At 31.4% G+C, this 13,228-nt stretch carries 11 protein-coding genes and 1 pseudogene; 9 read left to right on the forward strand and 3 right to left on the reverse strand.

The annotated features are described in order from the left end of the window. Positions 1 to 178 precede the first annotated feature (178 nt). From rplM to NMM26_RS07000, 6 genes and pseudogenes are all read left to right on the forward strand, one after another. Positions 179 to 625 carry a 50S ribosomal protein L13 gene (rplM, locus tag NMM26_RS06975; RefSeq protein ID WP_001044624.1) on the forward strand — a complete coding sequence of 149 codons (447 nt, stop codon included), beginning with the start codon at positions 179 to 181 and terminating at the stop codon, positions 623 to 625. A gap of 18 nt (positions 626 to 643) precedes the next feature. After that, positions 644 to 1,036 (forward strand): 30S ribosomal protein S9, encoded by a 393-nt coding sequence (gene rpsI, locus NMM26_RS06980; protein WP_000075973.1) that lies wholly within the window; start codon positions 644 to 646, stop codon positions 1,034 to 1,036. 163 nt (positions 1,037 to 1,199) lie between these two features. Then, the gene (locus NMM26_RS06985; protein ID WP_254754069.1) at positions 1,200 to 1,955 is read left to right on the forward strand and encodes a DUF6414 family protein; all 756 of its coding nucleotides are present in this window, start codon (positions 1,200 to 1,202) and stop codon (positions 1,953 to 1,955) included. Further along, positions 1,955 to 2,575 carry a hypothetical protein gene (locus NMM26_RS06990; protein WP_254754070.1) on the forward strand — a complete coding sequence of 207 codons (621 nt, stop codon included), beginning with the start codon at positions 1,955 to 1,957 and terminating at the stop codon, positions 2,573 to 2,575. The genes NMM26_RS06985 and NMM26_RS06990 overlap by 1 nt, the downstream gene beginning before the upstream one ends. Before the next feature lie 54 nt (positions 2,576 to 2,629). Next, positions 2,630 to 3,079: pseudogene (locus tag NMM26_RS06995) on the forward strand (AAA family ATPase); the annotation flags it as partial. Between the two features lie 52 nt (positions 3,080 to 3,131). After that, a complete protein-coding gene (locus NMM26_RS07000; RefSeq protein ID WP_254754072.1) occupies positions 3,132 to 3,896 on the forward strand; it encodes a hypothetical protein in 765 nt (254 codons plus the stop codon). Between the two features lie 891 nt (positions 3,897 to 4,787). Here the strand turns inward: NMM26_RS07000 and NMM26_RS07005 are convergent. The 3 genes from NMM26_RS07005 to NMM26_RS07015 all read right to left on the reverse strand — a co-directional run bounded on the left by NMM26_RS07005 (position 4,788) and on the right by NMM26_RS07015 (position 9,581). After that, the gene (locus NMM26_RS07005; RefSeq protein WP_001106639.1) at positions 4,788 to 5,996 is read right to left on the reverse strand and encodes an ATP-binding protein; all 1,209 of its coding nucleotides are present in this window, start codon (positions 5,994 to 5,996) and stop codon (positions 4,788 to 4,790) included. Between the two features lie 395 nt (positions 5,997 to 6,391). Continuing rightward, positions 6,392 to 7,930, reverse strand: a complete 1,539-nt coding sequence (locus NMM26_RS07010; RefSeq protein ID WP_254754073.1) for a helix-turn-helix domain-containing protein — start codon at positions 7,928 to 7,930, stop codon at positions 6,392 to 6,394. Continuing rightward, a complete protein-coding gene (locus NMM26_RS07015; RefSeq protein ID WP_254754074.1) occupies positions 7,911 to 9,581 on the reverse strand; it encodes a sensor histidine kinase in 1,671 nt (556 codons plus the stop codon). Before NMM26_RS07015 ends, NMM26_RS07010 begins: the two co-directional genes overlap by 20 nt. 202 nt (positions 9,582 to 9,783) lie before the next feature. Between NMM26_RS07015 and NMM26_RS07020 the strand changes: the two genes are divergently transcribed. Genes NMM26_RS07020 through NMM26_RS07030 form a run of 3 tightly spaced genes read left to right on the forward strand, consistent with a single transcriptional unit; the run spans position 9,784 to position 13,190 of the window. Further along, positions 9,784 to 10,701, forward strand: coding sequence for a sugar ABC transporter permease (locus tag NMM26_RS07020; protein ID WP_000861542.1), 918 nt, complete (start codon positions 9,784 to 9,786; stop codon positions 10,699 to 10,701). Between the two features lie 17 nt (positions 10,702 to 10,718). Then, the gene (locus NMM26_RS07025; RefSeq protein ID WP_000870790.1) at positions 10,719 to 11,615 is read left to right on the forward strand and encodes a carbohydrate ABC transporter permease; all 897 of its coding nucleotides are present in this window, start codon (positions 10,719 to 10,721) and stop codon (positions 11,613 to 11,615) included. Positions 11,616 to 11,624: 9 nt separating this feature from the next. Then, a complete protein-coding gene (locus NMM26_RS07030) occupies positions 11,625 to 13,190 on the forward strand; it encodes an extracellular solute-binding protein (RefSeq protein WP_049521062.1) in 1,566 nt (521 codons plus the stop codon). Positions 13,191 to 13,228 lie beyond the last annotated feature (38 nt).

A 13,228-nucleotide genomic window follows, 5' to 3' on the forward strand; every position in this document is an offset into this window, starting at 1 on the left:
AGAGTGGAATTCAGAAAAATATTTTTCATATCTATTGACTTTTAGGGGTGAAATTTGGTATTATAGTAGGCGGTATTGTTTACCCCATTTGAAAGGCCCCGGAACCTTCCAAATACTTTTCGATGGGAAGGAACACCCATCACCGTAAACAAAAATCGAACTATATATAGGAGAAATCATGAACAAAACAACATTTATGGCTAAACCAGGCCAAGTTGAACGTAAATGGTACGTAGTTGACGCAACTGATGTACCACTTGGACGTCTTTCTGCAGTAGTTGCTAGCGTACTTCGCGGAAAAAACAAACCAACATTTACACCACACACTGATACAGGTGACTTTGTGATTGTTATCAATGCTGAAAAAGTTAAATTGACTGGTAAAAAAGCAACTGATAAAATCTACTACACTCACTCAAACCACCCAGGTGGATTGAAACAAATCTCTGCAGGTGAACTTCGTTCTAAAAATGCAGTACGTTTGATCGAGAAATCAGTTAAAGGTATGCTTCCACACAATACTCTTGGACGCGCTCAAGGTATGAAGTTGAAAGTATTTGTTGGAGCTGAGCACACTCACGCTGCACAACAACCAGAAGTTCTTGACATTTCAGGACTTATCTAAGGAAAGGAACAATAAAGTATGTCACAAGCACAATATGCAGGTACTGGACGTCGTAAAAACGCTGTTGCACGCGTTCGCCTTGTTCCAGGAACTGGTAAAATCACTGTTAACAAAAAAGATGTTGAAGAGTACATCCCACACGCTGACCTTCGTCTTGTAATCAACCAACCATTCGCAGTTACTTCAACTGTAGGTTCATACGACGTTTTCGTTAACGTTGTAGGTGGTGGATATGCAGGTCAATCAGGAGCTATCCGTCACGGTATCGCTCGTGCCCTTCTTCAAGTAGACCCAGACTTCCGCGATTCATTGAAACGCGCAGGACTTCTTACACGTGACTCACGTAAAGTTGAACGTAAGAAACCAGGTCTTAAGAAAGCTCGTAAAGCATCACAATTCTCAAAACGTTAATTCGAAAGAATTACTATACTTCCAAAGAGCACCTTTCGGGGTGTTCTTTTTTCGATTTTCTTACTAAATTGAGGGATATAGAATAGAATTTTTTGGTAATAGTTGATGTTTTGGTATAATAGGATTATTCAAATAGTCTGAATATAGTAATAAGGAGGAAGTAATGGTTGATTTTTTTGCTGGTAAAATTGTTTATCTTGATGAGCAAGCCGTTTTTGACTTTTTAGAATTACATCAAAATGGAATACAATCTGATATCATAAAGCGTGTCTCCAAAAATATGGTTGAAGTAGATGCCGAGGGAAAGGTTGGTATGAACTTCTTTACTCGATTTAAGATAGGGCTCTCTGGCAATGCTTCATATCAACGAAGCGGTGTAGTAGAATCACAAATTACCTCTACATTGCTAAGTAATTTTAAAAAGTTTGTGACCAATAAAAATTCTTCAAAAGTGGAATGCTTAGATAATGTTAAGCTTTTTATTGAGAAAGACTCTCCCGCTTTTTACCGTAACATCACTCCTGTTCTTGATATGATTAGTGATATTACTAAAATGAGTAGTATTACAGATGATGATAAAAATAATTTTAAAGGTATTGAAATAAAGAATATTGAACGAACTTTGGACCGACTTTCTGGATATTATGAAATTAAGGGAATTAGTTCCGAGAGTAATGAAAGTGTTTTCAGATTCAATATATCGGGTCTACGTAATAATTATACGTTGAGTGACTTGACCAAGATGGATGTCAAACTTTATGGAATTAAGGTTGGAGAAGTAGATTCAATTGATTTAAGTTTTAATACAATGATAGATAGACTATCAAACCAGAGACAGTCACAATTAGGAGCTGACTTTGATGAAGAACAAAATAATGAGAAAATACCGATATATGATGTTCTAGTGGCAGGTGTATAATGGTAAGATTTAATATTTTTTTTGAGCCAGTTCAAAAGTTTAATGAAAGGGTCGCAAAATTAGATAACTATGTTTCATTTAATGAGGTTATTATAAATTGGACTAAAGATTCTACTATTATTGATATAATAAAACCTCTAATAGATAAAAAGAATTGTATTTTTAGAATGGATACCTACTCGCTTTCTGGGAGCCTAGTTTTTGAAAATATTGATTTATTAATCAAAATTTTTAATGATTCAGGAACTGAAGAAATATATCTTCATAATCCCCCTAAAAAATTCTTTAATTCATTAAAGCAACAAGTTAAATCAGAATTTTTAAATATTGAACAAAGTACTTTTGCAAAAATTAGTGAGGAGCAACTTAAAAGGATTTCTGAAGATTTAAATGAAAAAATAGTTGGTCAAGAAAAAGCTAAGAAAAGTTTATTAAGGAAATTGGTTACTCAGTTGGTGCGTACGAATGCGAAACCACTAGTATTAATGTTTTATGGTGAACCAGGAATAGGAAAAACTGAAACAGTAAAACAACTATCATTTACACTGTATGGAAATAACAATATTATTAGAGAACAAATGTCGATGGTTGGTGGTGAATCAAGTGTAAAATATTTTTAATCAACAAACCATAGCGAGGACTCATTTTCTAAAACATTACTAAACAGAGAATCTAATGTTATTTTGCTTGATGAGTTCGCTTTAGCTCCTGCATTTTTTCATAGCACCTTCTTTCAAATGTTTGATGAAGGCATTTATGAAGATCAAAATTATAAAGTAGATTTAAGTAACTCAATTATTATTTGCACTTCTAATTTTAAAAGTCGTTTAGAAATGGAAAAAAATATTGATATAGCATTATTGAGCCGATTTGATGGTTTTGTTAAATTTTCTCCACTATCTATTGATGAGAAAAAGCAAATTTTAAAATTGACGTATTCAAAAATTATTAGCTCTGAATATATAGATGAAAGGTATCAGGAATATCTAGATGAGGACAAGATATTAGCTTGTATTGAATCGCATCTAAACACCCTCCCTAATGTTAGAGCGATAAGGAAGTACGTTGAAGATGTTGTTGCGGATGAATTATTGGAGGTCATAATAAATGGTAAATCAAACTGATTAGGATAATAACTTTAGAGAACGATAAAGATTATGGAGTGGAGAATTTAAAATGAAAAAATTGAAAAAACTAACTTTTTATAAAACGATTTGGTTTTGGTTAACTATATGTTTATTGGTTTACATATTAAGACAATCTAAAGTGACAGTTGTTAAAATGTTTATTGATATCGTTTCTTATGTTTATCAGCAAGTCATAAGTGAACCGATTGCATTTTTGGCATTTCTTATCAGTATTATTACTGTATATATAGAAAGAATTAATGTTTTAAAAAAAGATAGAAGAGCTAAATTATCCATCTCCTATAAAAAAGAGGAGATGTCAGAAGTAAAAGCTGTATTCAACGGTGAGGAAAAGAAGATTGAGGTACCTAAGCTAAGAATATATGAAAATTCAGGAACCATAAAGTCTACTTACATATTCACACCTTATATTAAAAATAATGATGTAAAAAATGATACAATAGATGATAACTATTTTTCATTTAATGCAGTTCATATCCATCTTAATGAAAATAGTAATTTTTTCAATCCAGCCAGGCTACATTATAATAATTGTATTGCTCCCAGTTCGTTCATTTCGAATAATCCAAATGAAAATCAATCTCATTTTATTTTTTGTTTATTCGAAGGTGTAGATGGTTCTTATAAATTATTATTGCTTGTTTATTTAAAAAATGAAAATGGAAACTATGATCTTCAAGTTATTGATAGGGTAGACGCATTAAATAAAGGAGCGGTGTATTTGCAACATTACTATAATCAGTTTAAAAAGTGTGAAAAATATCTTTCTGAAAATAATATCATCGTCTCTTGAGTTAAATAAATAGACCTTTACAGTGAATATTAATCAAAAATGCCTCACTAATTAAGTGAAGCATTTTTGATTATATAGAAGATACTGCATAGTCTATTTTTAGCCTTATTGAAATGATTTCAGGTCATTTTAGTTTAATTTTGGGAATCAAGAAAGGCTTTAAATCAATATTTCTGACGTTAACAAGTCTAAAAAAATCTTGGAACAAGTTTTGCATGTTCATCATAATATTTTATAGATTCCTTTCATACCAAGGGTTTAGCCCCTGTTTCTTAAATTTTACTGCCCACTTCTGCCCAGAAATGAGTAGTGTAAAAATCTTAACTATTATACCATGTTTAGTTTGAATGACAAAGTGAGGTAGTGTAAAATAAGTTGTGTAAACACTAAAAGGAATAAATCCGTTATAGTAGAGTTGCGAAACATTACTAGAAAAAGATTTATTCCTATGACTCAGTTTTCGCATAACTACTTAACTTCCTAGTCCAAAAGCAAGATATTGATAATAACAGAAGGAGAAACTTTCTCTTTTTTAGTTCAACTTATTCAATTTTTTTATTAAATATTGTAATAGAAGGTCAAAAGATGTTGGTATCATGCTACACTAAAATAAATTAAAACAAAACCTTGTCAAACAAGGCTTGAAAAAAGCTCGTAAAGCATCACAATTCTCAAAACGTTAATCAATACGATTATATCAACGTTTACAGACATTCTAGAATTTTCTCTTGGATGTCTTTTTTGGTCTAAAAATCAAGAGTTTCCACCATTGATTTTTAGTCTAATATTAGTTAATCTTTTTAGGTCATAATAAAACACTCCTGTTCATAGTTTCACTAGATCTCAACAGGAGTGTTTTATTATGTTTCAATTTATGTGTTCAGTGCCTATCTACTTTTCTAGTAACCAATCTATGATATTTTTCTTCTCAATACCATTGTAATTGGCTGTTGGCTGAATCGTATCCATTGTTAATAGATATTTGGGGAATTGATCTTTAATGGCTTCTAGTGGTCTAAGTTCTCTTTCTAGTGTTTCTGGAGCAAGTGTTGTTTCACTGACTTGATAATAAGTGTAGTGACCAAGATCAGTTACAACAACAAAATCAACCTCATATTTATCTAAATTACCAACATATACTTGTGAATATCTACGTCTCAATTCTAAATATACCATATTTTCCAAGATATGCCCAATGTCTTCTTTGTGGTCTGGTAATAAGAGATGTCGTAAACCTAAATCAACGGGATAATATTTTTCTAAGCGTTGCAATAATGCTCTACCTTTTACATCAAAACGTGGAACGGAATAAAAAAGCAAACTATCTGTCAAAGTCGTCAAATAATTTTCCAAAGTATTATGGGAGATTGAAACGTTTTGGCTGACCAGGGTATTGCGAATCTTATTTGTTGATATTAAGCTACCTGTACTACTGAGAAGGGTTCGGACAATGCGTTCAATAATAGTAGGATTTGGATTTCCTAATCTAGTTACAATATCATTTAACAGTATTGAGTTATATATTCCTCTTAGATAATCAATTTTTTCAGCGTAAGATGATGTTTGCAATAAGTAAGGGAAAGCACTAAAGAGATAATTGTTAAAAATTTCTGTTGTATTCAGATTTTCTGTGAGAGATTGACCTGATAGATATTCTTCAAATGACAAAGGAAGAACCTCTATCTCAACATACCGACCAGTCAAGTTTGTTGCTAATTGGCTGCTCATAAAGTAGGCGTTTGATCCAGTCAAATAGAGGTCAACATTTGGTAGGATGAATAGACTATCTGCTACCAGTTCAAATTTCTCAACATGTTGAATTTCATCTAAAAAGATATAGTATGTTTTCTCGCTAACTAATTGATCTTTTATATAAGCGTATAATGTTTGAAAATGTCGGAGGTCATAGTAACTCAGATCCTCAAAATTGATGGATATGATTTGATCCTCGTCTACCCCAGTTGCTAGTAACTCCTCTTTATAGAGTTGAAAGAGAACAGATTTACCAGCTCGTCTAACTCCACTCACAACTTTGATGATTTGTCGGTCACGATGTCTTCTTAAAAAATCTAAATAATGTGGTCTTTTAATATAGTTCATAATAGATACCTCAAAGATAGTATAATACAAATAGACATTATTTTCAAATATTTAGAAATAAATTGGAATTTATTTTATTATTTCTAAACATTTAAAAATAATCTTTTTCTATAATCAAAAAATAGTCCATTTTGGTATGGCATGATAGTAAATCTTGTGAGGTTTTGTAGCAAGTATTCAAATAAAAAGCGCATACTATCAGGAATAAAAAACTTGATAGTATACGTTTTATCCTAGAAATATTTGCTGGCTGTTTTTCTCAAACTGACTTTTTAAGAAGTTACCTTATCAGCAATTTCAAATAAGTTTATGGAGCTATCTTTGGAAAAACTGTAGAATTTCAAAAATTACTACAGACCTTGAATTTTACTTATCATTTCAATGATTTAGATTGCTTACATTTTGTTTTGATAAGTTTTACGGTAATCTCCAGGAGAAAGTCCAGTTCTTTGTTTAAAAATTTTAGTAAAGTAAGAATAATTATCATACCCTACTTGACAAGACACTTGTGATATCGAGATATTTGTTTGAGATAGGAGAGATTTAGCAGCATTAATGCGCTTATCCGTTATATATTTAACAAGAGTTTCTCCAGTTTCTTTTTTAAAAATTCTAGCTAAATGATCTGCGCTGAGATAAACCATATCTGCTAATATAGAACGATTTATATCTTCATAGTAGTGATGATCTATGTATTCGACGATGCGTTGAATACTATTTTTTTGGTTTTCAATGTTTGTTGCAAATTTCTTAGCATGTGACCAGTAATAATCAAAGTAATCCTGGAAAGATTCAATTGAATGAAAGCGTCGTTGGAATAGGAAATCATGAGTGCTGTTTTGGAATAATTTATGAGCTGAAATTCCATTTTGATCTAGATATATTCCTATTTGTTGAGTCCAATCTAGTAAAATTTGTTGTAGTGTGAAAGTAGGAATTTGAGAATTATAAGCAAGTGAATTAATTTTTTCTCTTAATTCGTATTCACTTAAGCTATCTAAAAAAGTAATTGAAAGAGTTTCTGTTTTAAAGGAAGTTGGAAAACTATGTGGAACACATGTAATAGTATTCCAATAAGAAACATATTGTTCATTATAAGTGTAGAGTTCTTTGGTATGAAATAAAATATCGGATATTTTATGGCAACTCTTATATATAATGTTTGAGTATTTACTAAAGTTATTAGAAATTTGAGAATGAATCTCATATGCCAATTTGTCGCTACGTTTGGATGAGTCTACTCTAAAGAGACAAACATATTGATCAACCTGGCTTTCCATCTTGAATAGACTTATCAGCTTATAAGAAGGTTGTGAAATTCTTTGAAGTTCTCTTTTTAGTTGAGAAGTCCATGATGGAGTTTCTGCAGAATAATCTTCTTCATTAAGATTGATTGTTAAAACTGCAAGAAAAAAATACTGGTGTTTTTGAAGAATAAAATCTTGTTTGCTTGCTATATTTTCTAGCTCATCAATGCGAGAAATTTGAGGTTTTCTAAGGTAATCATACCAGAAGTTATCTTCTATTTGTAAAAGTGCATCATTTTTTCCGTTTAAGTTATGATTCTCAATTTTACTAATGGCTTTTTGAATAATAAATTCTAATTTTTCAAAGTTAATGGGTTTTAGATAGTATTCAAAGCTTTGCAATTCAATTGCTTTTTGAGCATAGTTGAAGTCGGCGTAATTGGTTAAAAAAATTGTTTTTATATCATATTTTTCATTTCTAATCCACGATAAGAGTTCGAGGCCACTACCTTGAGGCATTTCTATATCGCTTATCATGAGATCAATAGGATTCTCTCTAATAATATTTTGAGCTTGAGTGAGGCTATAGGCAACATAAACAATGTCAATGTGTAGTTTATCCCAATTTATTTTCTCTCGTAAAGCCTCAATGATAAAGCGATCGTCATCAACTAATAAGATGTTCATTATAACCTCCGTCTATAATCTTGTATGGAATAAGTAAAAGAATTTTAGCCCCACCTTCTTCATTATTTTCAAATGCAATACTATAGTCATTAGGATAGAGAAGATTTAAACGTTCGATGGTGTTTGTGATCCCAATATGATGTCCATCTTCTGTTATTAGAGACTGTTTCTGATTTAGTTTTGATAAAATTTCTTCAGAGAAACCTGGACCATTATCCTCGATACAAATATGAATGTAATCTGAGTCCTCAGTTTGTACTTTTTTTATTGATAATAAAATTGTAAATAAATCCTGAAATGAAAAACCGTGTTTGATTGTGTTTTCAATAAATGTTTGTAAAAGTAATGATGGGACAAGAGTATTTTGTAGGTCATCATTGTAGTTTAGTGAAAAGTAGATGCTATTTCCATATCGAATTCGTTGTATTTCTAAATAATCTTTAATATGCTGAACTTCATCTTTAAGTTCTGAAAAATCTTGATTAGCCATAAATAAATGACGGAGATAATTTGAAGTTAGGATAGTTAATTCTTCAATTTCCTTGTAGTTTTTTGTTTGAAGCATACTATGAATCATTGATAACATATTTAAGTAGAAATGCGGACGAATTTGGTTCTTAAGATAATTAAGCTCAATCTTCTTAAGTTCTAGTTGTGAATGGTATTCCCGTATTTTTAATTCTTGCATATCAAATATTACTTTATTAAGTTTATCATTTGCCTTATCAATTTCTAGTATACCTTCAGATATAAAAAATTCAGAAGGGGGGATGGAGTCTCCGAGTTGAGAGAGTCGTTCAGTGAGTCTTGTTATAGGTTTAATCATCCACTGACGAATATACAGGATAATGATGATTGATAAAATGGTGATAATGATAGGAACAGCTGATAAAAATACTTCTAAGAGTGTGATATTTCTAAAGACTTCGGCATAATCGACTAAAACATAAATATCGAAAGGTAAATGCGTTTTTTCATTCTGAGCATGAATTAGGTAGTTTTCGGAGGGAATATTGTTAGGCTCTTTTAGGGAAAGTTTACCATTATTTCCAATATTAAGTTTGCTTAGAGGTTTTAGGATATCTTCTGAAGATATGACGGCATAAATGATTTTTCCTTCGTAATGAACAGATTTAACTAAGTATTCGCTGTTTTTAGTAGTTACATTTTTCCATTTACGGTCACTTATATCACTACGCAATGATTTTAGATTTGATTTTAATAGTAGATAATCTTCATATGGAATATAAAGATTGGAGACATTTATAAAATGATCAGTACTATCGGTTTCTAATAAGAATGTCATATGAGTTTCATTTTGATATTCAAACTCTGTAAAGCTAGTTTGAACTTTTTTAAGATTTTCTTGATACTCAAGAAACGTTTGTACATGATTTAATTTCTCTAAAGATTCATTATGCGTTATTGTTGAGTACATAAAGCGTTCTACAGAATGCAATTTTTCATTAACAGAGTCAGCATAAATTTCAATTGAACTACGTAGGTGTACTATATTTTGGTTTTTAATAAAATTTCTGGTTATGTTACTCATAGCAATATTGATTAAAATATTTATCAATAGTAGTACAAGTAGGAGTTTAAAGAAAAAATGAATGGAATGTTTTTTTGATAAGTCGTGATTTAATTTCATATACTATTCTCCTATTAAAATTATAGCACTTTGAAAATATGATATCATGTAACAAAACAGATATGTTTTATCAAGATGTCGGAAAAGTAATAGTTTTTAAAATTAAAAAACTGAAAAATTGATAAACCTAGTCCAAAAAGTTCTATTAAGGGAATTCTATATGGTGTAAAATAATCGTAGAAAATCAGATGGGAGGAAAAACATGAAAGTAGCATCTCAACTTCATAAAATAAAATTAAAGCATAGTATTCCGTTATATATATTACTTTTTCCTTCAATATTGCTATTAATTTTATTTTCCTATATTCCCATGTTGGGACTAATTATTGCATTTAAAGACTATTCACCAGCCAATGGTATCTTTGCTAGTCAGTGGGTAGGATTTAAGTACTTTACTCAATTTTTCTCATCATTCCAATTCGGGACAACTATGTTCAATACATTAAAAATTTCACTTTATAGTATTGTAGTAGGATTCCCCTTGCCTATTATACTAGCTATAATCAGTAATCAGTTAAGAGTTGGGAAATTTAGAAAAATATTTCAAGTGACAACTTACTTACCTCATTTTATCTCTACAATGGTTATGTGTGGGATGATTATCTTATTTTTATCTCCTACTAGTGGTTTGTTAGCAAATGTATTTAAGTCTGTTGGAATTACTATTCCAGATTTTTTATCAAAACCTACTAGTTTTGCAGGTGTTTATGTTTGGAGTGATGTATGGCAACATATTGGTTGGGATAGTATTATTTATCTGGCAGCGCTTTCTGCAATTGATCCTACATATTATGAGGCTGCAACTATGGATGGCGCTTCTAGATTACAAAAAATTCGGCATATAGAATTACCATTGCTTTTGCCGACTGCTATGATTCTATTAATATTAAGAGCAGGTAGTTTATTAAGTGTAGGTTTTGAGAAAGTGTTACTACTACAGAATCCTCTTAATTTAGCAGGAAGTGAGATAATTTCGACCTATGTTTATAAAGTTGGTATGGTGAACTTTCAGTATAGTTATTCGACAGCTATAGGGTTATTTAACACGGTAGTTAATCTAATAATTTTGTTATCTGTTAACTGGTTCTCAAAAAGATATACCAGAACGGGTCTTTTTTAAAGGAAGGAGTGCTCAAGGTGAAATGGTTTCATAAATCAAGAAAAACGAACTCTGAATTATTATTTGATATAGTTACCTATGGTTTAGCAATTTTCCTTATCCTGTTAATTGTTTATCCGTTATGGTTTGTAGTGATTGCATCTTTTAGTAATCCTTCAGATGTTGCAAATGGGAAGGTATGGTTTATTCCTAGAGAATGGAAATTAGATGGATATTTACGTCTTATTCAACAACCTTTATTTTTGCGTAGCTATCTAAATACCATTTTATATACTGTTGTTGGTACCTTAGTTGCTTTAGTAGTCAATATTCCAGCTGGTTATGCTTTATCTAGAAAAGAATTAGTTGGTAGAAAGTGGATGAGCATTCTATACATAATCCCTATGTTTGTATCAGGTGGTTTGATTCCTACCTACTTAACAGTAAAGAATGTTGGCCTAATTGATACATTTTGGGTAATGGTAATACCTTTTGCAGTTTCATCATACAATATTATTGTTGCTAGAACTTTCTTTAATAATAGTATTCCAGATGGGATGTGGGAGGCTGCGCAAATTGATGGCTGTGGTACAATTCGTTATTTTATTAAGATAGTCGTTCCTTTATCAAAAGCTATTATAGCAGTTATTGGACTTTGGACTGCAGTTGGTATTTGGAATTCGTGGTTTAATGCTTTAATTTATTTAACGAATGAAAATTTACAACCATTGCAATTAATTTTACGACGTTTACTAATTAGTAATCAAATGTTACAATCGCAAGCAACAGGAGAAGTTGCATCAGATCTTCGTATCAAAGCCGATATGATGAAATATGCAGCAATTGTTATTTCAACCGCTCCGATAATGTTGCTATATCCCTTTGTTCAAAAATATTTTAATCAAGGCGTAATGATTGGCGCGTTGAAGGAATAGGAGAAAAACATGAAAAATAAATCATTTACATATTTGTTCTTAGGAACCGTTACACTTGCTGGCTTAACAGCCTGTGCAAATTCCAATAATGCGAATAAGGACGATAAGTCTGGAGAAGATTCTTATAAAATCACAACTGTTCGTTGGTCTGACTGGGGAGAAGATTATCACAAAGGTTTTCTAACAGATTCTGCCAAGGAATCAGGTATCGATGTTAAATGGGATACACTTGTAGCCGCAGATTGGGCAGATAAGAAATCTGTTTTGGTTGCTAGTGGAGATTTACCAGATGCATTTTTAGGTTCAAATGCTTTTACAGATTCAGAAATTGCTCAGAACCAATCTTTATTTATTCCATTGGAAGATTTAATCAAAGAAAACATGCCAAATTTAACTAAGGCTATGGAGAAAGAACCTAAGATTAAAGCTATGATTACTTCACCAGATGGTCATATCTACAGTCTACCTAAAAAATTACCGATGCGTCCTACTGTAGCTAATCAGCTATTTATTAATAAAAAGTGGCTGGATAATTTAGGATTAAAGGTTCCAGAAACTTATGATGATTTAGTAAAAGTACTACAAGAATTTAAGGATAAAGATGCGAACGGAAATGGAGACGCTTCTGATGAAATTCCATTCGGAGCAGGAAACTTTGATCCAACATTCTCATATATTCTTCCGTTCAATAATCGTTTAGGGGCAGATAATACATATGAAATGTCTGTAAAAGATGGAAAACCAGTCTACCTTCGTACAGAAGAAAGTTATAAACAAGGGATTGCAGCAATGCACGAATCTTATAAAAAAGGTTTGATTGATCCGGAAATCTTTACAGAAGATACCTCTATGAGTGTAGCAAAACGTATGGATAAGGGAGTATCTAGAGTAGGTGTTTCTAGTGGTTGGACAGCAGATGCAACGTTTGGCTTACATTCAAGTGAATATATTGCTCTACCTGCTTTAAAAGGTATGGATGGTAAACAATATGTCTTTTCTGATCCAGATCATTACAACTATGGTCGAAATGAAATTTTGATTACAAATAAGAGCAAAAACCCTGCTAAATTATTGAAATGGTTGGATAAATTATATACAGATGAAGCAAGTATTCAGAATTTCTATGGATCATTTGGAATAGCTACTGAAAAGAATGGTGATAAGTTTAAAGTGTTACCTCCTAAAGATGGTAAATCAGCCGATGAGTATGCATGGATTAATTCACTTCGAGATTTTGGACCTAAATACGTAAGCGATGATATCAATAGTCGCGTAGAAATCGATCAAACACAAGGTGATGGATTGAAATTGAAGATGGACCAAGATTTGAAACAATTTGCGTTGCCAGCTTACCCTAATGTGATTTATTCACAAGAAGAGCTTAACAAATTATCATCAATCTATGTGAGTATTGAATCTTATGTCAAACAACAAGCATCTAAATGGGTAGTTGAAGGTGGCATAGAAAAAGAATGGGACTCATACAAAGAAACTCTTAAGAATATGGGATTGGACGAATTTATGAAGATTCAACAGGAAGCATATAATCGTTACCAAAAAGAAGTAAAAGAGTAATACTTTATATGAACTCTTGGTTGTATAAACAAGGGACT

This window comes from Streptococcus sp. CF7_Ac1-8 (assembly GCF_024295435.1).
Taxonomy (GTDB): domain Bacteria; phylum Bacillota; class Bacilli; order Lactobacillales; family Streptococcaceae; genus Streptococcus; species Streptococcus mitis_AP.